Source organism: Promicromonospora aerolata (assembly GCF_042682255.1).
GTDB classification, from domain to species: domain Bacteria; phylum Actinomycetota; class Actinomycetes; order Actinomycetales; family Cellulomonadaceae; genus Promicromonospora; species Promicromonospora aerolata.
This window is the reverse complement of sequence record NZ_JBHUHF010000001.1, coordinates 2,457,101-2,480,234: the sequence shown is the minus strand read 5'-3', so window position 1 is coordinate 2,480,234 and position 23,134 is coordinate 2,457,101. Positions and strand designations below refer to the sequence as shown.

The 23,134-nt window shown below is 70.1% G+C and carries 18 protein-coding genes; 14 read left to right on the top strand and 4 right to left on the bottom strand.

Annotated elements, in window-relative coordinates; all coding sequences use genetic code 11:
* The first annotated feature begins 39 nt into the window (after positions 1–39).
* The 6 genes from ACFSL2_RS11170 to deoC all read left to right on the top strand — a co-directional run bounded on the left by ACFSL2_RS11170 (position 40) and on the right by deoC (position 5,036).
* Positions 40–474 carry a cytidine deaminase gene (locus ACFSL2_RS11170; RefSeq protein ID WP_377200807.1) on the top strand — a complete coding sequence of 145 codons (435 nt, stop codon included), beginning with the start codon at positions 40–42 and terminating at the stop codon, positions 472–474.
* A complete protein-coding gene (locus tag ACFSL2_RS11165) occupies positions 471–1,856 on the top strand; it encodes a thymidine phosphorylase (protein ID WP_377200806.1) in 1,386 nt (461 codons plus the stop codon). Before ACFSL2_RS11170 ends, ACFSL2_RS11165 begins: the two co-directional genes overlap by 4 nt.
* Positions 1,857–2,006: 150 nt before the next feature.
* Positions 2,007–2,885: a hypothetical protein gene (locus tag ACFSL2_RS11160; RefSeq protein ID WP_377197929.1), complete on the top strand. Its 879-nt coding sequence runs from the start codon at positions 2,007–2,009 to the stop codon at positions 2,883–2,885.
* 13 nt (positions 2,886–2,898) lie between these two features.
* A complete protein-coding gene (locus tag ACFSL2_RS11155) occupies positions 2,899–3,114 on the top strand; it encodes a hypothetical protein (RefSeq protein ID WP_377197928.1) in 216 nt (71 codons plus the stop codon).
* Between the two features lie 21 nt (positions 3,115–3,135).
* Entirely contained in the window at positions 3,136–4,287 is a 1,152-nt protein-coding gene (locus ACFSL2_RS11150; protein ID WP_377197927.1) for an adenosine deaminase, read from the top strand.
* Positions 4,284–5,036, top strand: coding sequence for a deoxyribose-phosphate aldolase (gene deoC, locus ACFSL2_RS11145; RefSeq protein WP_377197926.1), 753 nt, complete (start codon positions 4,284–4,286; stop codon positions 5,034–5,036). Before ACFSL2_RS11150 ends, deoC begins: the two co-directional genes overlap by 4 nt.
* Before the next feature lie 72 nt (positions 5,037–5,108).
* Here the strand turns inward: deoC and ACFSL2_RS11140 are convergent, their stop codons facing one another.
* Positions 5,109–7,877 carry a glycosyltransferase gene (locus ACFSL2_RS11140; RefSeq protein ID WP_377197925.1) on the bottom strand — a complete coding sequence of 923 codons (2,769 nt, stop codon included), beginning with the start codon at positions 7,875–7,877 and terminating at the stop codon, positions 5,109–5,111.
* Between the two features lie 138 nt (positions 7,878–8,015).
* Between ACFSL2_RS11140 and ACFSL2_RS11135 the strand changes: the two genes are divergently transcribed.
* A complete protein-coding gene (locus tag ACFSL2_RS11135) occupies positions 8,016–8,627 on the top strand; it encodes a DUF402 domain-containing protein (RefSeq protein ID WP_377197924.1) in 612 nt (203 codons plus the stop codon).
* Between the two features lie 51 nt (positions 8,628–8,678).
* Here the strand turns inward: ACFSL2_RS11135 and ACFSL2_RS11130 are convergent, their stop codons facing one another.
* Positions 8,679–9,485: a siderophore-interacting protein gene (locus ACFSL2_RS11130; protein ID WP_377197923.1), complete on the bottom strand. Its 807-nt coding sequence runs from the start codon at positions 9,483–9,485 to the stop codon at positions 8,679–8,681.
* Between the two features lie 144 nt (positions 9,486–9,629).
* Between ACFSL2_RS11130 and ACFSL2_RS11125 the strand changes: the two genes are divergently transcribed.
* Positions 9,630–10,796 carry a nucleotide sugar dehydrogenase gene (locus tag ACFSL2_RS11125; RefSeq protein WP_377197922.1) on the top strand — a complete coding sequence of 389 codons (1,167 nt, stop codon included), beginning with the start codon at positions 9,630–9,632 and terminating at the stop codon, positions 10,794–10,796.
* A 4-nt stretch (positions 10,797–10,800) separates the two neighbouring features.
* Positions 10,801–11,796: a dTDP-glucose 4,6-dehydratase gene (gene rfbB, locus ACFSL2_RS11120; RefSeq protein ID WP_377200805.1), complete on the top strand. Its 996-nt coding sequence runs from the start codon at positions 10,801–10,803 to the stop codon at positions 11,794–11,796.
* Between the two features lie 118 nt (positions 11,797–11,914).
* Here rfbB and rfbC read toward each other — a convergent pair whose 3' ends face one another.
* Positions 11,915–12,529 carry a dTDP-4-dehydrorhamnose 3,5-epimerase gene (gene rfbC, locus ACFSL2_RS11115; RefSeq protein ID WP_377197921.1) on the bottom strand — a complete coding sequence of 205 codons (615 nt, stop codon included), beginning with the start codon at positions 12,527–12,529 and terminating at the stop codon, positions 11,915–11,917.
* A 41-nt stretch (positions 12,530–12,570) separates the two neighbouring features.
* Here rfbC and rfbD point away from each other — a divergent pair, with 41 nt between their 5' ends.
* Positions 12,571–13,494, top strand: a complete 924-nt coding sequence (rfbD, locus tag ACFSL2_RS11110; RefSeq protein ID WP_377197920.1) for a dTDP-4-dehydrorhamnose reductase — start codon at positions 12,571–12,573, stop codon at positions 13,492–13,494.
* On the opposite strand, the gene rfbA is transcribed toward rfbD, so the two are convergent.
* The gene (rfbA, locus tag ACFSL2_RS11105; RefSeq protein ID WP_377197919.1) at positions 13,467–14,330 is read right to left on the bottom strand and encodes a glucose-1-phosphate thymidylyltransferase RfbA; all 864 of its coding nucleotides are present in this window, start codon (positions 14,328–14,330) and stop codon (positions 13,467–13,469) included. The genes rfbD and rfbA overlap by 28 nt on opposite strands.
* Positions 14,331–15,018: 688 nt before the next feature.
* Here rfbA and ACFSL2_RS11100 point away from each other — a divergent pair.
* The 4 genes from ACFSL2_RS11100 to ACFSL2_RS11085 all read left to right on the top strand — a co-directional run bounded on the left by ACFSL2_RS11100 (position 15,019) and on the right by ACFSL2_RS11085 (position 23,016).
* Positions 15,019–16,824 carry a glycosyltransferase family protein gene (locus ACFSL2_RS11100; RefSeq protein ID WP_377197918.1) on the top strand — a complete coding sequence of 602 codons (1,806 nt, stop codon included), beginning with the start codon at positions 15,019–15,021 and terminating at the stop codon, positions 16,822–16,824.
* Between the two features lie 19 nt (positions 16,825–16,843).
* Positions 16,844–18,094, top strand: coding sequence for a UDP-N-acetyl-D-mannosamine dehydrogenase (wecC, locus tag ACFSL2_RS11095; protein ID WP_377200804.1), 1,251 nt, complete (start codon positions 16,844–16,846; stop codon positions 18,092–18,094).
* An 8-nt stretch (positions 18,095–18,102) separates the two neighbouring features.
* Positions 18,103–20,202 (top strand): glycosyltransferase family 4 protein, encoded by a 2,100-nt coding sequence (locus ACFSL2_RS11090; protein ID WP_377197917.1) that lies wholly within the window; start codon positions 18,103–18,105, stop codon positions 20,200–20,202.
* Between the two features lie 108 nt (positions 20,203–20,310).
* On the top strand, positions 20,311–23,016 hold the full coding sequence (locus tag ACFSL2_RS11085; protein ID WP_465264535.1) for a heparinase II/III domain-containing protein: 2,706 nt from the start codon (positions 20,311–20,313) through the stop codon (positions 23,014–23,016).
* Positions 23,017–23,134: the final 118 nt, after the last annotated feature.

Below are 23,134 nucleotides of genomic sequence, written 5' to 3'. Positions count from 1 at the left end.
GGCAGCCTCGGGCGAGCCGTACATCAAGGGATGAGGATGATGGACGTGGAACCTGCGGAAGCAGCGGGCGGCGTGGACTGGGACGGCCTGCGGGCCGCGGCCCGCGGCGCGCTCGACAAGGCGTACGTGCCGTACTCGCAGTACCCGGTGGGCGCGGCGGCCTTCGCCGACGACGGTCGCCTGCTCACGGGCGCCAACGTCGAGAACGCCGCGTACGGGGTGACGCTGTGCGCCGAGTGCTCCCTGGTCAGCGCCCTCGTGATGTCGGGGGGCGGGCGGCTGGCCGCGTTCACGTGCCTGAACGCGCTCGGCGAGACGATCATGCCGTGCGGCCGGTGCCGCCAGATCCTGTGGGAGCACGGCGGGCCGGAGCTGCTGGTGGACACCCCGCTGGGCGTCCAGCCGATGACGGAAGTACTGCCCCAGGCCTTCGGGCCGGGAGACCTGGACCACGTGCGGAAGGCAACCCGATGACCGAGCAGTTCGACGCCGTCGACATCATCCGCGCCAAGCGTGACCAGGAGAGCCTGGACGACGCGCAGATCGACTGGCTGATCGACGCCTACACGCGTGGTGCGGTGGCCGACGAGCAGATGTCCGCGATGACCATGGCGATCCTGCTGAACGGCATGTCGCGCGCGGAGATCTCCCGGTGGACCCACGCGATGATCGAGTCCGGCGAGCGCATGTCGTTCGCCGGGCTCTCCCGGCCGACGGCGGACAAGCACTCGACCGGCGGTGTGGGCGACAAGATCACGCTGCCCCTCGCGCCGCTCGTCGCCGCGTTCGACGTGGCCGTGCCCCAGCTCTCGGGCCGCGGCCTGGGCCACACGGGCGGCACGCTCGACAAGCTGGAGTCGATCCCCGGCTGGCGGGCCGCGCTGTCGAACGACGAGATGATGGCGCAGCTGGAGTCGGTCGGCGCCGTGATCTGTGCCGCCGGCGCGGGCCTGGCCCCGGCCGACCGCAAGCTGTACGCCCTGCGGGACGTCACGGCGACGGTCGAGGCGATCCCGCTCATCGCGAGCTCGATCATGTCCAAGAAGATCGCCGAGGGCACCGGTGCGCTGGTGCTCGACGTGAAGGTCGGCTCCGGGGCCTTCATGAAGACCCTCGAGAGCGCGCGCGAGCTCGCCCGCACGATGGTGGACCTCGGGACCGACGCCGGTGTGCGCACCGTCGCGCTGGTCACCGACATGTCCGTGCCGCTGGGCCGCGCGGCCGGCAACGCCCTCGAGGTGCGGGAGTCCCTGGAGGTGCTGTCGGGCGGCGGTCCGTCCGACGTCGTGGACCTCACGGTCGCCCTGGCCGTGGAGATGCTCGCGGCGGCCGACCGGCCCGTCGGGGAGGACGACGTCCGTGCGGCCCTGGCCGACGGCCGCGCCATGGACAAGTGGCGCGCCATGATCGCGGCGCAGGGCGGCGACGTCTCCGCTGCGCTCCCGGTCGCGAAGGAGTCCGAGACCGTGGTGGCACCGGAGCCGGGGGTGCTCGTCGCACTCGACGCCTATGCCGTGGGCGTCGCCGTGCGCCGCCTCGGTGCGGGCCGCGCGCGCAAGGAGGACACGGTGCAGGCTGCCGCCGGCATCGAGATCCACGTGAAACCGGGGGAGCCGGTCGTCGCCGGTCAGCCGCTGTTCACGCTGCACACCGACACGCCGGAGCGGTTCGCGCGGGCGCGCGAAGCGCTCGAGGGTGGCTGGGCCGTGGAGCCGGAGGGCGTGGGCGGTGGCGTCCTCGGCGGTGCGCTGGCCGGTGCCGCCAGCACGCTCTCGACCGTCGACGTCGGCGCGGGAGCCCTGGTCGGGGCCGCACTGGCGGCGGACGAGTCGGTGGTGCTGGACCGCATCGTCTGAACCTGCGGCCTGACCGGCGGGGGCACGGCCTGGCCGGCCACCGCAGGTATCGCCCGCGCGCGCCAGCGTGGCGAACCGGCGAGTCGCGCCGACCCGGCTTAGCCTGGCGAGGTGCCGTCGACATTGCGCCTTTCGTCCCTGCTTGGCGGTATGCGTGCCTTCGCCGGGCCAGTACCGACACCGCCGCCGCCCGGCCGCTTCGCGCGGCCCCCCGTGCCCGACGACGTCGAACGGCATCTCGAGGCGGTGCCGTCCAGGGCCCGGCGCTCGGTGCTGGACCCGCTGTCGCGTGAGCGGGGTACCGGCACCGTCGGCTTCCCCCGGCGGCTGAACCTGCCGTCGCTCGACGGGACCATCGCTGCCGCCGTGCAGGTCGACGAGACGACCTGCGGGTCGGCGGTGCTGGCGATGCTGGGGCTCGCCGGCGACCCGCGGGTGGCGCTGCGGCTCGCGAGCCACGACCCGGCAGGCCGGTTCGTGCGGCTGCAGCACGCCGTGCAGGAGGCCACCAACCGGCGCGGTCTGCTCGTCGCCGGCTGGCCGCGTACCTACGGCACACCGCCCTGGGGCGCGGCGCGCTTCGCCACCTACGGCGGGGTGCGCTACACCCACCGGGTGGCGGGCTCCCAGGCCGTGCTGGAGGCTGCGGTCGCGAGCGCGCGCGCCGGCATCCCGGTGCCCCTCTACACCGGCGGCGACGTCACGGGCGGCTGGGGCTCGGCGGTCCCGCGCCACGTGGTACTGCTCACGCTGGCCGACGGCGAGGGCACGGCGGGCAGCGCGGTCCTCTACGAGCCGTCCGGTGCCGGGCTGCACACCGTCCCCGTCGCCGCCCTCCTCGACCCGCCCCCGGCGCCGTCGGGCGCGGCGGAACCGGCGCAGTCCACCGGTGACCGCACCGCCGCACGGGTGCGCAAGGCGCTGACCGCGGCGCTCGGCGGCTGGCCGCACGTCGCGTGGGTGCTGCTGCCCGAGCGTCTCGGCCGGTGGCATGGTGACGACGCCGGGGTGACGATGGAAGCCACCTGACGAGGAGGCCCCGATGAGCACGCTCCCTGGTCCCGACTCCTGGCGTGACGCCGGCCTGGACCCGCCGAAGGACGCCGAGGTCGACACCACGCACGAGCCCGACGAGTACGTCCCGGACGCACCCCGGCCCGACTCCGACGGCTCCGCCGCCGAGGCGGACGTCGTGGAGCAGGCGCTGGACGTGCCGGCGGCGGACGACGACGAAGAGGCCGGCCCCGACGAGGGCTGACCCAGACGGTAGGTTGTCAGCATGACCACGCAAGACCCCGGGGCCCGCCCCGGTGAGGCGCTGATACGCGCCCTGCCCAAGGTTGTGCTGCACGACCATCTCGACGGGGGACTGCGGCCGCAGACCGTCCTCGAGCTCGCGGACGCCGCCGGACACCCGCTGCCCGCCACCGACGCCGAGTCCCTCGCGAGCTGGTTCCGCGACGCCGCGGACTCCGGCACGCTGGTCCGGTACCTGGAGACCTTCGAGCACACGGTCGCCGTCATGCAGACGGCCGACCACCTGGCCCGCGTCGCACGCGAGGCGGTGCTGGACCTCGCGGCCGACGGCGTCGTGTACGCCGAGCAGCGCTGGGCCCCGGAGCAGCACCTGGCCGGCGGGCTGTCCCTCGTCGAGGCCGTCGAGGCCGTGCAGGCCGGGATCGACGACGGCATCGCGGCGGCGGCAGCCGACGGGCACCTCATCCGGGTGGGCCAGCTCGTCACCGCCATGCGCCACCAGGACCGCTGGCAGGAGATCGCCGAGCTCGCCGTCGACTACCAGGACGACGGTGTGGTCGGGTTCGACATCGCGGGGCCCGAGGCCGGGTTCCCGCCGTCGCGGCACCTCGGTATCTGGCGCTTCCTCGCGGAGCACGACGTGCCGGTGACGATCCACGCCGGCGAGGCCGACGGCCTCGACTCCATCGGGCAGGCGGTGCACCTGGGGCACGCCGACCGGCTCGGGCACGGTGCCCGGATCATCGACGACATCGCCTTCCTGGCGGGCGGCGACCCGAACGAGCGCGGCCTGTCGGGCGACGGGCACGGTGGCGCCGCCGACCTCGGGCGCCTTGCCCACTGGGTGCGCGACCACCAGATCCCGCTCGAGCTGTGCCCGGTGTCGAACCTGCAGACGGGGGCCGCGGAGTCGATCGCGAAGCACCCGATCACCCGCCTCAAGGAGCTGGACTTCGCGGTCACGCTCAACACGGACAACCGCCTGATGTCTCGCACGTCGATGACGCACGAGATGAAGCTGCTCGTCGACGAGGCCGCCTGGACGATCGACGACCTCGTCGACGTGACAGTCACCGCCGCCTGGGGTGCGTTCATGCACCACGACGAGCGGCGCGACCTCGTGGAGCAGGTCATCCTGCCCGGATTCCAGAAAGTCGAAGGTGCACTCGTATGACCGCTCAGCCCGGAACGCCCCGCCCGGCAGTACCGCACGACAGGGCGACACTGGCCGCGTTCGTCGACCACACCCTGCTCAAGCCCGAAGCCACCGCGAGCGACGTCGCCACGCTCGTCGAGGAGGGCGCCGGGCTCGGCGTCTTCTCGGTGTGCGTGTCGCCGTCGTTCGTGTCCCTCGCGGTCGAGGTCGCGGCCGGCCGGCTCGCCGTCGCGACCGTGTGCGGATTCCCGTCCGGCAAGCACATGGGTGACGTGAAGGCCTTCGAGGCGGCCCGTGCCGTGGCCGACGAGGCGGACGAGATCGACATGGTGATCGACGTCGGCACCGCGCGCTCCGGCCGGTTCGACGCCGTCGAGGCCGACATCGCCGCCGTGCGTGCCGCGGTGCCGAACGACCGGATCCTCAAGGTGATCATCGAGTCGGCGGCGCTGACGGACGAGCAGATCGTGGGCGCGTGCCAGGCGGCGGAGGCGGCCGGGGCCAACTTCGTCAAGACGTCCACGGGCTTCCACCCGGCCGGCGGCGCCTCGACGCACGCCGTGTCGCTGATGGCGCGGACCGTCGGTGCCCTCGGTGGCGGCAAGCTCGGGGTGAAGGCCTCCGGCGGGATCCGGGACCTGGACGCCGCGCTCGCGATGATCGAGGCGGGCGCGACCCGCCTGGGCCTGTCGGGCACGGCCTCCGTCCTGGGCGGCTTCGACACGGGAGCGGCAGCGGCACCCGCGCCGCCGTCCGACACCTACTGACCGTCTCCGTTGAGTGCTGGGTATTCGTGGCTCAGCGGCGGGTCTCCCCACGAATACCCAGCACTCAACGGGTCAGCGGCGGGTCGAGAGCCAGGACTCCGCCGCCGACCAGTGCTCCTTCAGCAGCACGTCCTGGGCCTCGTGCCACGGCTTGACCGGGCCGGCCCAGTGGATCAGCCACGGTTCGGCGACGATCTCCTGCGTGGGCCACGCGTTCCACCGCGGGTCCAGCAGCCGGTAGCGCGAGCCGGCGTAGGCGTTCAGCACGTCCTGGTCGTTCAGCCCGTACCGCTCGGCGTACGGCATGAACTCGTGGGTGAACCGGTCGGCGCGCATCACGGCCAGGTCGAGCAGCAGGATGCCCGCGTTGAAGCCCCGGTACCCGTACCGGTGACGTTGTGTCATGGCCCGCACCAGGTCCCGCGCGGCACCGGGGTCGTGACCCAGCAGGCGCGTGGACCGGATGACGTTGCCGATGCCGTGCCGGTAGTTGTACGAGATGGACGGACGCGCCGCGAGCGGGGCTCCGTCGAGGTCGGCGTCGTACAGCTCGCCCAGGTCCACCACGGAGAGCGCGTCCAGGTCGTGATAGATCACGCGGTCGAGGTGCGGCAGCAGCTCCGGCAGCAGCAGGCGGTCCATCGTGGCCACGGTGATGTGCTGGAGCATGCCGAGCACCGCCCCGTAGTCGGTCCCGTCGCAGGCGTACCACTCGAACGTGACCTCGGGGAACAGCGCCGCGAGGCGGTCATGGTCGGCGGGCGTGTGGTCCCGCGTGAGCGCGACGACCCGCACCGGTCGGTCCGTGTGCCGCACCACCCCCGCGACCACCACCTCCAGCTGGGAGCGCAGGTTCCCGTCCAGGGCCACCGCCACGTTGACCGGCCCGGCCGACGCTCCCGATCGACTTGGCACTCCCGACCGGCCCGGCGCACGGTGCGCGCGCGGCTCGGCCGCCTCCACCAGCACCCGCGTGGCGCGGACCCCGGCCACGACGTCGTCGACGGAACAGCTGCCCGACGGCGCCGGTACCGGCGCGTCGTGCACCGCCCGCGCCCTGGCCACGTCGGCGGCGACCGTCGCTCGCCAGGTGGCGTAGACCTCGTCGCGGGAGGCACCGGCCAGGATCTTGGCCATCGCCGGCGCGAGGGCGTTCCGGATCCGGTGCTGCATGGCCCGGCGGTCGGTCTCGTCCGCGTCGAGTAGCCCGGAGAACCGGATGTCGGCGTCGTTCCGGGGCCGGAAGTCGACGTCGGCCCCGATGGCCCACGACGGCAGGAACGCGTGCAGGCGTGACGTGACCACGCGGGAGAACCGGGTGCGATAGGCGTCCAGCAGGTCGACGGCGGTGTGCAGGTTCCGGGCGAGGTCGTGCTCGCGCACCGAGGGGTGCAGGTGGGTGACCAGCTCGCTGCCGACGTCGTGCTCCGGTACCGGCGTGTCCACGTACACGGCCGGTGCGCCGGGTGCGGCCGGCGTGAAGTCCGCCGGGAACACCGTGTCGATAGTCGTGGTGAGGCAGCCGCTGAAGAACGCCGGGACACCCGCGTTGAGCAGCAGGTGCACCGTGGTCCAGTCGCGGCAGCCGATGGGTCCGTGGGCCTTGAGGTAGTCGACGGCCGCGGGGGTCAGGATCGCGTGCTTGTTGAGGTGGAACGAGACGAACAGCGGCTGGAGGTTCTCGTGGAACGGGAAGTCGAAGCGCAGGTCGAACTGGCTGTGCATGTACCAGCCGAACGCGAGCATCCACGTGTTCGGCGGCACCGGGTCCAGCCGGGACATGTCGCGCTGCACGAGCGTCAGGTGCACGTCGGCGCCCGGGCCGGGTACCACCTGCTCGGGGCGCACCCGGTCCGCGAGGAACGCCACGGGCTCGGTGACGGCGCCGTCACCGTGCAGGCGCAGGCCCTCGTGCCGCAGCAGGTGGCCGAGGCTCGCGATGGTCTGCACGGTGTCGCCGATGTTGCTGGACGCGACCTTCTCGTCGGGCGCCTTGTAGTCGATGACGGCGAAGGACACGTGTCCGGTGGGCACCCGCGCGGGTGCGCGCGGACGCAGCGCCTTGGCGATCCACGGCGCGAGGTGGTCGATCGACGCCTGGACCTGGTCGGTGCGGCCCTCGCCGTGCCGGGCGGCGTCGAGCGCCTCCGTCGCCAGCTCGGGCTCGTCCCTGATGAACAGGAGCTTCGCGATCTCGAGCAGCGCCGCGGCGTCGGGCACGTACCCGTAGCGCACCCAGGTGGCGGCGGTCCGCGCCACGTCGGGGCTGGCCATGGCGATGCCCGCCCGGAGGTACTCGGCGGGGGCGAGGCGGGCGGCGTCGTCGGGACCGAGCTGCCGCAGCAGGTCCCACGCGAGCTCGCGGAGGCCCGCACGCTGCGCGATCAGCGCGGCACCGGCGACGCCCGCGCGGAGGGTCTCGGGATGTGCCATCAACGAGTGGCACAACGAGCGCCACTGCGCCGTGTCGAGGGTGCGGGTGGTGCGGATGGAGGTGGTGACCGCCTCGTCGAGCGGGAGGCCACGGCGGAGCGCTGCGGTGAGCACCGCGTCACCGGAGGGGGGCTCGGGTCGTTCCTGGAAGGGGCGGTCCGCGGCGCGGTCCGGGGCGGACCACACCTCCCGCGGCTGACGGTTCGCTTCCTTGGCCGCCGCCCAGGTCTCCTGGTCGGGTGCGGGCAGCGGGCGCGCGTCAGGCACCGGACCGGGCCGGTCGTGGTGCGGGTTGTGGAGGCGATCCGCGGCGGCGGTGAGCAGCGTCTCGGCGCTCGTCTCGGCGGCGGTGTGGACCGGGTGCGCTGCCTCGCCGGGCTCGGTGAGACGGCGGCTTGCAGGGGACATGAAGGCTCCTTGTGGGTCGGCGAGCACGGCGGGCACCGCCGTCCGACGCGCACGCGGACGTGCGCGGAACAGCCGGCGGTGGCCAGAGCGTAGTGCCCACGGGTTAAGCCCCGGCGACCCCTGGGTAGGCTCCAGGACATGTCTGCGCAACAACCCGCTGACCAGGACTTTCTGCCGTCACGGCCGACCGAGCCGGGCACGCTCGTGGGCGCTCGGATGCGCAAGTGGGACGGCACTGCGCACTGGCGGTTCGACGGGGCGTACCTGGGTCGCGACGACCACGGCCTCTGGCTCGGCTACCGCACCGGAACGCTCTTCAGCCGACCCGGCCGCCAGTTCCGCAGCAAGAACCCCGGCCTGGTGCTCTTCGGCGACGTCGGGTGGGTGGCAGACCTCTACCGCGGGCACCCGAGGGGAGCGCGCCTGTACATCGACCTCACCACGGTCCCGGAGTGGCGCGCCGTGCCGGACGCCGGTGACGCGCCGGCGTTCGAGGTCACCGCGGTGGACCTGGACCTCGACGTGCTGGCGCAGGAGCCGGGGAGCAAGCAGGCCAGCGCCCGCGGCGAGTCGTTCATCGACGACGAGGACGAGTTCGCCGAGCACACGGTGCAGTACGGCTACCCGCCGTCCGTGGTGGCCCAGGTGCGGGCCGATGCCGACCGCCTGCTCGCCGCGGTCCGTGCGGGTGAGGCACCCTACGACGGGCCGACGGCGGAGCGCTGGTTCGCGGTGCTCGACGCCCTCTGACCGGGCGGGACGTGCGGCTGAGCGACCGCGGGCGCTCGGGCCCCGGGCGGGTCAGGGCGCGCTGAGCACCAGGTCGTCCTGCTCCACCGCGGCACGCCACTCGGCCTTCTCGGCCCGCCAGCGCTCGTCGTCGCGGCCCAGCCGCCAGTAGCCCGACGCCGACAGCAGCTCGCGCGGTACCCCCAGCGTCCCGCGCGCCCAGCGGCGCAGGTCGCGGACACAGCCGGCCTCACCGTGCAGGAACGCGTGCGGCACGCCGTCGGGCAGCTCCGCGGCCTGGACGACGTCGGCCACGTGCGCCCCCGTGGACCGGTGCACCCAGGTGAGGCGCACGTCGGCGGCGCTCGCGATCTCCTGCTCTTCCGACGCGTCGGCGACCTCCACGAAGACGTGGGCCACCGCGTCGGCGGGCAGGGCCTCGCAGGCGGCGGCGATGGCGGGCAGCGCGGACTCGTCGCCGACCAGGAGGTGCCATGGGGCGTCAGGGGAGGGTGCGTAGTCCCCACCCGGGCCCACGAAGGAGACCTCGTCGCCGGGTCGGACACGCTGCGCCCACGGGCCGCCGTAGCCGACGGCGCCGTGGGTGACGACGTCGATGTCCCAGCCTGACGGGGTGACGTTGCGGATCGTGTAGGTGCGCAGCACCGGGCGGCCCTCGGGGTCCGGGGACTCGGCCATGACCAGCTTGAGGTACCGGTCCGTGAGCGGGGTCGGGTCGACGGCGGCGAGCGCCTCGCCGCCGAGCGTCACGCGGATCATGTGGGGGGTCAGGTGCCGGACGGCGGTCACGGTCGCCGTGGTGCGGGCCCGCTTGCCGCGGGGCTTGCCGTTCGGTGCGTTCGTGGTCTGCGTCGTCATTGTGAGGTAAGCCTAACCTCCGGGGTCGGCGGGTGCGGGTGTGGCGTGCGTCACGGTCGCCTGTTCGGTCACCGGGGCGTAGGGACCCGTGTGCGGCCCTCTAGCATGGGTGCGTCATCAGTTCACTCGGTCAGGAGCCCCGTCGTGAAGATCGCTGTTGTCGGCACGGGTTATGTCGGTCTGTCCAACGCGGTGCTGCTGGCGCAGAACCACGAGGTCTGGGCACTGGATCTGGACCCGGTCAAGATCGACCAGGTCACCCGGCGTGTGTCCCCGATCGTCGATGTCGAGCTCGAGGACTATCTCGCGCACCACGACCTGAACCTGACCGCGACCCTCGACAAGGACCAGGCCTACTCCGGCGCGGTCGTGGTCGTGGTCGCGACGCCCACCAACTACGACGAGGTCAGCAACTTCTTCGACACCTCCTCGGTCGAGAGCGTGATCGACGACGTTCTGGCCCGTGTGCCCGGAGCCACGATCGTGGTCAAGTCGACCATTCCCGTCGGGTTCACCGAACGCATGCGTGCGGAGCACCCCGGGGCCGGGATCGTGTTCTCCCCCGAGTTCCTGCGCGAGGGGCACGCCCTCTACGACAACCTCTACCCCTCCCGGATCGTGGTCGGCGACCGCACCGAACGCGGTAAACAGTTCGCCGACCTGCTGCTGGAAGGAGCCGTCGCCAAGGACGTCCCGATCCTGCTGACCGACTCCACCGAGGCCGAGGCGATCAAGCTGTTCGCCAACACCTACCTCGCGCTGCGCGTGGCGTACTTCAACGAGCTGGACACCTACGCCGTGACCCACGGCCTGGACACCGCGCAGATCATCGAGGGCGTGGGCCTGGACCCCCGCATCGGCTCGCACTACAACAACCCGTCGTTCGGGTACGGCGGCTACTGCCTGCCCAAGGACACCAAGCAGCTGCGGGCCAACTACGCCGATGTACCGCAGAACCTGATCAACGCCGTCGTCGAGGCGAACACCACCCGCAAGGACTTCGTGGCCGCCGACATCCTGCGCCGCAACCCGAAGACCGTGGGCGTCTACCGGCTGGTGATGAAGTCCGGGTCGGACAACTTCCGCGACTCGAGCATCCAGGGGATCATGAAGCGCATCAAGGCCAAGGGCGTCGAGGTCATCGTCTACGAACCCACCCTCGACGAGGACCAGTTCTTCGCCTCCGAGGTCGTCCGCGACCTCGACCAGTTCACCGCCCGCGCCGACGTGATCATCGCCAACCGCCGCACCGAGGCCCTCGAGCACGTCGCCGACAAGGTCTACACCCGCGACATCTACGGACGTGACTGAGCGTATGAGGGTCCTGGTCACCGGGGGCGCCGGTTTCATCGGCGCCAACTTCGTGCACCAGACGGTGCGGGAGCGTCCGGACGCCGCGGTCACGGTGCTGGACGCCCTCACGTACGCGGGTGACCGCACGTCGCTGGACCCGGTCGCGGACCGGGTGGAGCTCGTCGAGGGCTCGATCACCGACGCCCCGCTCGTGGACCGGCTCGTGGGCGAGTCGGACCTCGTGGTGCACTTCGCCGCGGAGTCGCACAACGACAACTCGCTGCACGACCCGTCACCGTTCGTGCAGACCAACCTCGTGGGGACGTTCACGCTGCTGGAGGCGGTGCGCAAGCACGGCGTGCGGTTCCACCACATCTCCACCGACGAGGTCTACGGCGACCTCCCGCTGGACACCCCGGAGCGGTTCACCCCCGAGACGCCCTACAACCCGTCGTCGCCCTACTCGTCGACCAAGGCCGGCTCCGACCTGCTGGTCCGGGCCTGGGTGCGATCCTTCGGGGTGCAGGCCACGATCTCGAACTGCTCCAACAACTACGGGCCGTACCAGCACATCGAGAAGTTCATCCCGCGCCAGGTCACCAACCTGATCGACGGCGTACGTCCGCGGCTGTACGGCGCGGGCCTCAACGTGCGCGACTGGATCCACGTCGAGGACCACAACTCCGCGGTCTGGCGCATCATCGAGCAGGGCCAGGTCGGGGAGACCTACCTCATCGGAGCCGACGGCGAGACCAGCAACCTCGACGTCGTACGGACCCTGCTGGAGATCTTCGGGCGGGACCCGGACGACTTCGACCACGTGACCGACCGCGCCGGGCACGACCTGCGCTACGCGATCGACGCCTCGCGGCTGCGCGCGGAGCTGGGCTGGACGCCGCGGTACACGGACTTCCGCGAGGGCCTCGAGGCGACGGTGCGCTGGTACCGCGAGCACGAGCCCTGGTGGAGAGGTGCGAAGGCGCTGACCGAGGCCAGGTACGCGGCCTCAGGCCAGTAAAACCCTCCCGCCAGCTGCAGACATGGCTGCGTCTGAATTTGGCGGGTGCAGACTTCGTTGCGGATAGGAGCACTCAAACCGCAACGAATCCTGCACTCCCTGAACCGGGCCGTACCCCTCAGCGTTGGGGGGTCAGGTATTTCTGGACCGCATCCAGTGCAGGCAGCAGGCCCTGCGCCGTGGCCTCGGCGAGGGTGGGGGCCGCCTGGTCCTTCTCCGACAGGAGCGGGGTCAGTGGGCTGCCGTCGCGGGCCGTCGTGGGCCACTCGATGCCGAGCTCCGGGTCGAGCGGGTGGATGCCGTGCTCGCGGCCCGGTGCGTAGCCGGACGAGCACAGGTACAGCACCGTCGAGTCGTCCTCGAGGGACATGAAGGCGTGGCCCAGGCCCTCCGACAGGTAGACGGCGCGGCGGTCGACGTCGTCGAGCAGCACGGCGTCCCACGTGCCGAAGGTGGGTGAGCCCACGCGGATGTCCACGACGACGTCCAGCACCGCCCCCTTGGCGCACATGACGTACTTGGCCTGGCTGGGCGGCACGTCGGCGAAGTGGATGCCGCGCAGCACGCCCGCGGCGGACACGGAGCAGTTGGCCTGCTGCAGGTCGAACGCGTGCCCGACGGCGTCGGCGAACGGGCCGGCCTTGAACGCCTCGAAGAAGAGCCCGCGCGGATCACCGAACTGCCGGGGGGTGATCTCGAACGCGCCGGGCACGGTCAGCTCGCGGTACTCCATGGGGCTCCTTACCGGGTGGGTCGTAGCCCTAGGATCCTAGGGTGACCGAGACTCCCGGAGTGCCCGAGGAACACCAGCCGGCGCGGTGGCTTGTCGTCGGCGCCGCCGGAATGCTCGGCCAGGACGTGGTCGCGGCGGCCAGGGCCGCCGGGCACGACGTCACCGGCATCGGCCGGAGCGACCTGGACATCACCGACGCCGCGACGGTGAGTGACGTCGTGGCGGGCCACGACGTGGTCGTCAACTGTGCGGCCTGGACCGCCGTGGACGACGCCGAGACCCACGAGGCCGAGGCCTTCGCTGTCAACGCGGCGGGTGCCGCGAACCTGGCCCGCGTCACCGCGGCGGCGGGTGCGCGGCTGGTCCACGTGTCCACGGACTACGTGTTCGACGGCAGAGCGACAGAGCCCTACCCGGAGGACGCGCCGGTCCGGCCGCGCTCGGCCTACGGCCGGACCAAGGCCGCCGGTGAGTGGGCGGTGCGCGCGGAGGCCCCGGACGCCGTCGTGGTGCGGACGGCGTGGCTGTACGGGGCGGGCGGCCGCTGCTTTCCCCGGACCATCGCACGCGTCGCGGGCGAGCGGGACCGGCTGAGCGTCGTGGACGACCAGACCGGGCAGCCTACGTGGACCGCCGACCTGGCCCACCTCATCGTGCGGCTCGTCGGGGCCAAGGCCCCCGGTGGCATCTACCACGGCACGTCGTCGGGCCAGGTGACCTGGTTCGGCTTCGCGCGCGAGGTGGTGGCGGCGTCCGGGCACACCACGCCCGTCGACCCCACGACGAGCGCCGCCTACCAGCTGCCCGCGCCGCGGCCCGCGTACTCGGTGCTCGGCCACGACCGGCTGCGCGCGGTCGGCGTCGAGCCGATCGGCGACTGGGCCGAGCGCTGGAAGGTGGCGGCTCCGGCAGTGCTGGGCCTGTCCGTCGGAGCCGGTCAGTCGTCGAGCAGCCCCAGCAGGTAGCTGCCGTAGCCCGACTTGGTGAGTGTCTCGGCGCGGGTGCGCAGGTCGTCGTCGGACAGGAACCCGCGGCGCCAGGCGACCTCCTCCGGGGAGCCGATCTTGAGTCCTTGGCGGCGTTCGACGGTGCGTACGTAGTCTGAGGCCTCCAGGAGCGAGTCGAATGTCCCGGTGTCCAGCCAGGCGGTGCCTCGCGGGAGCACCTCGACCTGAAGCCGTCCTTGCCGCAGGTACTCGGTGTTGATGTCGGTGATCTCGTACTCGCCACGAGGCGAGGGCGTAAGGCCCCTGGCGATCTCGACGACTGAGTTGTCGTAGAAGTACAAGCCAGGTACCGCGTACCTGGACTTCGGCCGCGCCGGCTTCTCCTCGAGGGACAGTGCCTTGCCGTGCTCGTCGAACTCGACCACGCCGTAGGCGGTGGGGTCGGCGACCCGGTAGGCGAAGACGGCGCCCCCGTCGATGTCGGCGAAGCGCGTGAGCTGGGTGCCCAGGCCGGGTCCGTAGAAGATGTTGTCGCCCAGCACCAGTGCCACCGACTCGTCGCCGAGAAACTCCGCGCCGAGCACGAACGCCTGCGCCAGCCCGTCCGGCGACGGCTGCGTGGCGTAGCTGATCGAGATACCGAACTGCGAGCCGTCGCCGAGCAGCCGCTGGAACTGGTCGGCGTCGTGCGGCGTCGTGATGACGAGGACGTCGTCGATACCGGCCAGGATCAGCGTGGACAGCGGGTAGTAGATCATCGGCTTGTCGTAGACCGGGACGAGCTGCTTGCTGACGCCCTGGGTGATCGGGTGCAGGCGAGTGCCTGAGCCGCCGGCGAGAATGATTCCGCGCATGGGCCGGATCTTGCCATGGCTCGGGTCGCCGGGGCCTGCCGTTGGCCTGCCACGACGCGTCGCGGTCGAGATCACCCCGGGTGAATGAAGGGGTGAACTCGGGCCGAGGGTGATGCGGGACAGGCGGTGCGACGTGTATTTACATGGTTATGCATGATTCTCCAGGGAGTACCGACCTCCTCCCCACGCCGGAGCCGCCAGGGCCCGAGCGGCGTCCCGTGCGTCGCCCGTGTCGCCGGAAGGGTGTGGTGGCCGCGATCGTCGCCGCCGCCCTGGTGTTCCTTTGTGCCAACGGAGCCGTGGCCTACCTCGCCTACCGGATATCCCTCGACGAGCAGGTAGAGCGCATCGAGCCCGTAGGCTGACCACGACGCCCTGATCTGCCGCCATCCGGGCTGTTGAAGTTACCCCGGGTGAAGTCGCTTGTTTTCACCCGAGAATGGCGCTGGCAGGGTGTTGCCCGCTTGTAGCATGAGCCGATCAATGGCGCATCCCGAACGTCTGGCACCTCCTTTTTCGCGCCTGGCGGGGTGCTGTTCTCTCAGATGGCTCTCGGGCAGACAGGGAAATTCTTGCTGTGATGGATCGTGCGCCGGGCGTCGTGCGTCGGCTTCGCCGCGCGGCATGGCACCTCCGTGAAGGTGGTCCGCAGCAGCTGCGTACCTATCTTCGTCGGCAACGGGTACCCATGGCGGCGCAGACCGGTGGAGCACGGCGCACGAAGAACGGCTTGACGTTCGACCCGTGGCCCACCCGCCCGACGTCCGGCATCGCAGCCGGGACGGCCACCGCCTCTCGCCGGGACCTGCGCGTCGGCGTCATCCTGGACGACTTCTCGCGGCTGGCGTTCGCGCCCGAGTGGGACCAGGTGGCCCTCACCCCCACGAGCTGGCGCGACGAGCTCACGGCCGGGCTGGACCTGCTGTTCGTGGAGTCCGCCTGGAACGGCAACGGCGGTGCCTGGCAGTACCACCTGACGGGCACCTCGGCCCCGCGGCCGGCGTTCGTCGAGCTCGTCGAGGCCTGCCGTGCGGCGGGCGTGCCCACGGTGTTCTGGAACAAGGAAGACCCGGTTCACTTCGAGGACTTCCTCGACGCGGCCCGGCTGTTCGACCGCGTCTACACGACGGACGTCGACCGGGTTCCCGCCTATGCCGAGGCACTCGGGCACGACCGGGTGGGCGTCCTGGAGTTCGCCGCGCAGCCGGCCATCCACAACCCGGTCCGGCTGCACGGCCGGGGGCCAGAACGCGACGTCGCGTTCGCCGGCATGTACTTCGCGCACAAGTACCCGGAGCGGCGCGAGCAGATGGACCTGCTGCTCGGCGCCGCGCTGGACGTGTCGCCGAAGATGGAGCACGGCCTGGACATCTTCAGCCGGTTCCGCGGCAGGGACCAGAAGTACCAGTTCCCGGCCCCGTTGGACGGACGCGTCGTCGGATCGCTCGATTACGACCGGATGCTGACGGCCTACCGCGAGTACAAGGTCTTCCTCAACGTGAACTCCGTGGTGGGCTCGCCGTCCATGTGCGCGCGGCGGATCTTCGAGATCACCGCCAGCGGCACCCCCGTGGTCTCGACGCCCAGCGCCGCGGTGGGGGAGTACTTCCCGCCCGACGAGGTCTTCGTCGCCGGCACCCGGGAGACGGCCGCGCACACGATCCGCGCGCTCGTGCGATCGCCTGAGCTGCGTGACCGCGCGGTGCACAAGGGACAGCGCCGCATCTGGCGTGCGCACACCTACGGCGTGCGGTCGCAGCAGGTGCTGCACGACGTGGGCCTGGTCGGCTCGCGAGCCGTCCCGCGACCCAGCGTGACCGCCCTCGTCTCGACCAACCGCCCGCACCAGCTCGACCACGTGCTGAGCGTGCTCGGCGCACAGCAGGGCGTGGACCTGCAGGTCGCGCTGCTGTCGCACGGGTTCGAGGTGGACGACGCCGATCTGCGGGCGCGGGCCAAGGAAGCCGGGGTCGAGCGCCTCGAGCTGCTGTCGGCGCCGTCCGACGTGCCGCTCGGCTCGTGCCTGAACCTGCTGCTGGACGCCGCTGACGGCGACGTCGTCGCCAAGATCGACGACGACGACCTGTACGGCCCGCAGTACCTGTCCGACCAGCTGTACGCGCTGGACTACTCCCGCGCGGACGTGGTGGGCAAGCAGGCGCACTACATGTACCTCGAGGGTCCGGACGCGACGATCCTGCGCTTCGCGGACCGCGAGCACCGGTACACCGACCGCGTGATGGGGCCGACGATCGTCGCCGCACGTGGGATCGCTGCCAGCGTCCGGTTTCGGACGCTGCCACGGGGCGAGGACACGGCATTCCTCGAGGACCTTGTCGAGGCCGGCGGAACGCTGTATTCCGCCGACCGATTCAACTTCGTCCAGATGCGGTCCGCCGTCGGCGGGCACTCCTGGGGCGCGACCGAGGCTGAGCTGCTCGCGAGCGGCGAGGTCAATAACTACGGGCGTGCTGACCAGCACGTCCTCGTCTGAACACGTGAGAGAGAACAGCATGGGCATCAGCACGGTCTGCGTCGTCGGCCTGGGGTACATCGGGTTGCCGACTGCGGCGATCCTGGCGGCACGCGGGTTCGACGTCGTGGGTGTGGACATCAACGACTCGACGGTCGAGGCGGTGAACAGGGGAGAGATCCCGTTCGTCGAGCCCGACCTCGGGCAGTACGTGTCGGACGCCGTCGCGGCGGGCAAGCTTTCGGCCGTGGGCAAGGCCGAGGCCGCGGATGCCTTCGTTGTCGCAGTTCCCACGCCGTTCAAGGGCGACCACGAGCCGGATCTCTCCTATATCGAGTCCGCCGCGAAGTCGCTCGCCAGCCAGTTGCAGGGCGGTGAGCTCGTGATCCTCGAGTCGACCTCGCCACCCGGCGCGACGCACCGGATGGCGCAGTGGATCCTTGAGGCCCGGCCCGACCTGAGCCTGGACGGTGCGGACGGGAAGCCCGTCATCCACGTGGCTCACTGCCCTGAGCGTGTCCTTCCCGGCCGTGTGATGGTCGAGCTCGTCACGAACGATCGCATCGTCGGTGGTCTTACACCTCGTGCAGCGGAGATCGCACGCGACCTGTACCGCAGCTTCTGTGAGGGCGAGATCCTGTTGACGGACGCGGTGACGGCCGAGATGGCCAAGCTGGTCGAGAACTCGTTCCGCGATGTCAACATCGCGTTCGCGAACGAGCTCTCCGTCATCGCGGACCGCCTGGAGATCGATGTCTGGGAGCTCATCGAGCTCGCGAACCACCATCCACGGGTCAACATCCTGCAGCCTGGCCCTGGCGTGGGCGGACACTGCATCGCGGTCGACCCGTGGTTCATCGTGGACGCTGCTCCGAAGGAGGCGCGGCTCATCCGGACGGCGCGCGAAGTGAACGATGACAAGCCTGCCTGGGTGGTCGAGAAGGTCCGCTCGGCCGTCGCGGGCATCGAGAAGCCCGTGATCGTCACGCTCGGACTGGCGTTCAAGCCCGACATCGACGACCTCCGTGAGTCGCCGGCGCGCAAGATCGTCGCTGACCTGGCTGACGAGTTCGACGGTTCGGAGATCCTGGCTGTCGAGCCGCACGTCGAAGAGCTCCCGAAGGAGCTTGCCAACCGCCGTAACGTGACGCTGTCTGGTCTCAAGAGCGGCGTGCGTCGCGCCGACGTCGTCGTCCTGCTGGTCGACCACACCGAGTTCAAGGAGGCTGACGTCGACGAGATCGGTCTCCATGAGGCGAAGCTGGTCGACACTCGTGGTGTGTGGGGCTGATCGAACAGATGAATGGCAACGGAATTCGCCGGCTGCTCGGTGCCGGCCGCCGACCTTCTCAGGTCGACGGTCAGGGCACAGATGAACTGCTCCAGGCCGGCCGTGCGGCATGGCAGCGACGTGACAAGGAAGCGGCTCTGGACGCACTGCGCAAGCTGCTGCTGATCGACCCGATGCGGGCGGACGTGTGGCTGCTGACCGGCCGCTGGGCCATCGAGGCCAGCAAGGGCGACATCGCGTTCATGGCGTTGCAGAACTGTCTCCAGCTGCGACCAGGGAACCTCGATGCGTTGGAGCTCTTGGTCGAGGTCTCGCGGCACCGATCGGCCAAGGGCAATGCTGTCTCGCGAGCCACCGACCGGATGGTCGCTGAACTGCGTGGCCGCCAGGCGCTCCATCGGGACGCCATCGCGTTCGTGATTCCCGCCCGGCACGAGCCGGGTCTCGCGGTCCTGGGCGCCAGCGAGGACCTTGTGACGCGCGAGGTCATCAGCCTGTACCGTGCTGCGCGCTCGGAGAACCGTGCACCCGTGGCGCAGCCGGTGTCCGAACAGGCGGAGCTTCTCTACGCACTCGCCGTGGGGAAGGTCAGCGCAGCCGTCGAGATCATGACGCGACGAGACCCGGAGGGGATCCCGGTCGCGACCCTGCGGCGGGCGATCCGACGGCAGCTGGCACTGGGCTATCCGGACCGTGCCGCACGGCTCGCGAAGCAGTTGTTGGTGGCACGGCCCGGGGACGGGTGGGCTGAGTCTCTGGTGAAGAGCGCTGCGAGCGACGTCGCGGCCAAGGGTGCGACGACCAACTACGCCCTCCTGAAGAGCGGGTTCCCGTTCGGGGCCGCGTCCGACGCACCGGCGTACACGCCGGACGCTCAGCGCGCGCTGTACCTGCTGCACAACTCCCTGCCCTACAACTCAGCCGGCTATGCGACCCGTTCGCACGGCCTGTTGCGGGCACTCAACGAGTCGTGGAACGTCCGGGCGGTCACCCGGACGGGCTACCCGTTCGACACCCCAGGGCACGACGCGCTGTCCGAGATTCCGCCGACGGACCAGATCGACAACGTCACCTACGAACGGTTGACGACAGCTCCGGGGCGTTGGCAGAAGAACCCGATCACGGACTACGTCGAGCTCTACTCGAGGGAACTGGAGGAGGTTGCTCGGCGGGACCGGCCGTTCGTGATCCACGCCGCGTCGAACCACTGGAACGGTCTGACGGCCGTGGAGACCGCCCGCCGCCTCGGGATCCCGTCGGTGTACGAGATCCGCGGTCTGTGGGAAGTCACCCGGGGGTCGCGGAACCCCGACTGGCGCGACTCCGGCATGTACCGGTATATCGCGCGGATGGAAGCCGATGCGGCGCGGCACGCCACCAGGGTGCTGACCATCACGGGCGGACTGCGCGACGAGATGATCGACCGTGGTGTGCCGGACGATCGCATCGTGCTGGTACCCAATGGTGTGGATACTGAGCGGTTCGTGCCGGTGGAGCGTGACGAGGAGCTTGCTCGTTCCCTGGGCCTGGTCGACAAGAAGGTGATCGGCTATGTCGGCTCGCTTCTCGATTACGAGGGTCTTGACCTTCTGATCCGTGCGGCTGCCGCACTGGACACTCGTCGTGACGACTTCCACGTCTTGCTGGTCGGCGATGGTGCGGAGCGTGAGCAGTTCGAGGCGCTTGCCGAGGAGCTCGGCCTGCTGGACCGTGTGGTCACCTTCACCGGCCGGGTACCCCACCACGAGGTCGAGAAGTACTACTCGCTCGTCGACATCGCGCCCTTCCCGCGGCTTCCGCTCGAGGTCTGCGAGCTGGTCTCGCCGCTCAAGCCCTTCGAGGCGATGGCGATGGGCAAGGCCGTCGTCTCCTCGGACGTCCGTGCGCTCGCCGAGATCGTCGAGGACGGCGTCAACGGTCTGCTGCACACGAAGGGTTCCCACGAGGACCTGGTGCGTGTCCTGGACACCCTGCTGGAGGACGACGGGCTGCGACACCGCCTGGGCAAGACCGGCCGTGAGTGGGTCGTCGCGGAACGCGACTGGCGGTCGTTGGGGAAGCGGGTGTCCGAGGTCTACGCCGAGCTCGGTGAGGCGGTGCGTCGATAGGTGTCTACCCACGATCTGCTGGAGCACGCCTGCGCGGTCGCGAAGCGACAGGCCTTCGGTGCGCGGTTCGAGCCGCGAGCCGATGATCGCGCGGTCACGGACCAGCTCATGGCAGGCAAGGTCGAGTTCCCGCCGCATCCGGTGGCGACAATCGGCTTTCCGGTCGACTGGGACCAGGATCCGTTCGGCCAGCGCAATTGGCGCGCTCAGTTGCACATGCTCCGTTGGCTGGACCCAGCGCGACGGCTGGCGGCCCAGGGAGATGCCACGGCGATGGTCTTCTGGGAGTCGGTGGTGACGGACTGGATCACCAAGAACCCGCCACGGACCGATAAGTCGTCCTATGCCTGGGCCGACATGATCGACGGGGTGCGCGTTCACGCGCTTCTTGTCGGGCTTCCGTATGTCAGTGACCAGTCGGGGCTGCTCGAGGCGCTCGACGTCCATGGTCAATGGCTGGCAGACCCGGCGAACCTGGGCCATGACAACCATGCCTTGCACCAACATGCGGCGCTCGCGATGGTTGGTAGTGCACTCCGGAAGGACGCCTGGCTCGATCTTGCTGTCCGCCGGATCGACGAATATGTCGTCGACGGGTATGACGAACACGGTGTCAATGCCGAGGCTGCACCGGGTTATTGGTTGCTCAACTATCGCTGGCTGCGAGACGTCGGACACCGGCTCGAGCTGGCAGGCAGACAGTCGTCGGCCATTGCGGCAGCGCTCACTCGGATCCCGCAGACGATCGTTCATGCAACGAGACCGGACGGCATGATCGAGGAGATCGGCGATACCGCCCCACGGCAACGCTTGGTTGCCGGCGAAGCGGATGAGCTGACATATGTCGCGACGGAGGGCGCCGAGGGTAGCCCGCCGACGGAAACCGCGGTCTTGTATGGCCGAGGCTATGCGTTCGGACGTTCCGGCTGGGGTGAGACCGCGCGCCAGCCGGCTGAGGAGAGCTTCTATTCGCTGCGATTCGGACGTGCTGATGCGACGCACGGACATCAGGACGGCGGCGGGCTCACCTACTTTGCGGGTGGCAAACCCGTTCTGGTGGATGCCGGCAAGTACGCGTATGTGCGCGACGAGGGCCGCGTTTATGCGCTCGGCCGGCTCGGCCACAACATCGTGCACATCCGGGGCAAGAAGTATGACAAGTCCACCTCGGTCGAACTCGTGGCATCGCGCCTGACCGACTCTTTCGACTACTTTCACGTGCGCGACCTCGGATACCCGGGTGTCACGCTGGACCGTCGCGTCGTCTATTCGCGACAGAGTGAAGCGTTGCTCGTGCTGGACAGCGTGCGTGCGGCGGACGACGTCGTTGCCGAAGCCCGCTGGCATCTCCACGAGGATTCGCGAGCCACTGTCGCTGGGCGAGGCAGAGTGGACGTCCGAAACGCCGGATCACCCGCAGCCATCCTCTGGGGTGGCTCGGCACCGGAGATCCAACTCGTCACTGGCGGGACTGATCCGATGGACGGCTGGCGTTCTCCTGTGTGGGGCCAGATGGTACCGACGACTGTGGTCAAGGCCGTACGCCGAGGTAGCAGGTTCCGATTCGTGACTGCGATCTTCGCCGGCGCCTCGACGCGCACTCGCCTCGAATCGGGGGAGGCGCGCGATGGAGCGCAATCCTTCGTGATCGAGGCGAACGGGATCGTCGAGCAGATCTGGGTCGGTGCCGACGGCGTATCGATAGAACGCCTCGGAACGTCTGGGCATCCTTCCGTGAGCAGCCCCGTCGAGGACAGGGCAGAGGTCGACGGCGATACCGTCGCCGAGTTCGAGCAGCAGAATTCCGTGGTGCGCACCTCGCTGCACGGGTCGGATCCACCGTCGGCCGGTGCGCTCACTGCACTCGTGCGCCGTCTGGAATCTGGTTGGGACTACGGAGCTACCGCCGCGATCGTCGATGCCGCGGAGAGATGGCCCGAGGCCAAGAGCGACGCGTGGAGTGGAGACACGCGTTCACGCGCAGGTCTCTGGGGTGATCCAGCCGACGGAGACCTAGGCGGTGCGGAGCTCCATTGCTACCCGAGCCTGGCTCATCGCTACGCTCTGACCGCCGAGGACAGCCGGCACCTGGTCGAGCTCGGGCCGCTGGCCCTTCCGTTCCACGTGCACCGGACCATGTCGAGCAGGGACCTGGTGGTGTCGCTGCACGGTGCGCTGAACCGCGCCACCACCCGGCTACCGCGGTTCGAGAGGCTCCGATCCTTACGAGCGTTGCAGACCAATGTCGTGGCGTTCGCCGACCCGACGCTCGACCTTGATCCAGCGTCGAGCCTCAGCTGGTACCTCGGGACCAGGTCTGTCGACCTGCACGTGAAGATTGCTGAGGTCATCAGGACGGTCGCCGAGCAGATAGGTGCGGAACGAATCGTCCTCACCGGCACGTCCGGGGGCGGATTTGCTGCGCTACAGGTCGGTGCTCATCTGCCGGTCAGTGCCGTCGTCGCAGCGAGCCCGCAGACGGACATCCTTCGGTACCATCCGCGGTTCTCGGCCCGGGCGATTTCGGGGGTGTTTGGTTCAGAGACGGGCTTGCGCGACGGCGACCGCCCGCGGGTCTCCGTGCTTGACCGGTATCGTCAATGTGATGCCTCGCCGATGATCAACTACTTGATCAACTCGGGCGATGGGCACCACGTTAAGTATCACGGCGAACCCTTCTGGGCCCTGATGCGCGAGAGGTTCCCCGATCGCTTGTCAGTACATCGACTGAGTCTGGGCAAGGGGCACGTCGCACCTTCGCCCGAGATTCTCAATGCTGCGATTACAGCAGCGCTCAAAGGACTCAGTGAATGAGTCGGGCGCGGAGGTCTCGCTAGTCGTACTGGTCGCGGCGCGTTAGAACTCTCCGGTGTAGGGGTGGGCGTAGGCCAGTCAGTTTTGGAGCGACTGATGACGCGGTATGACCCTGGCC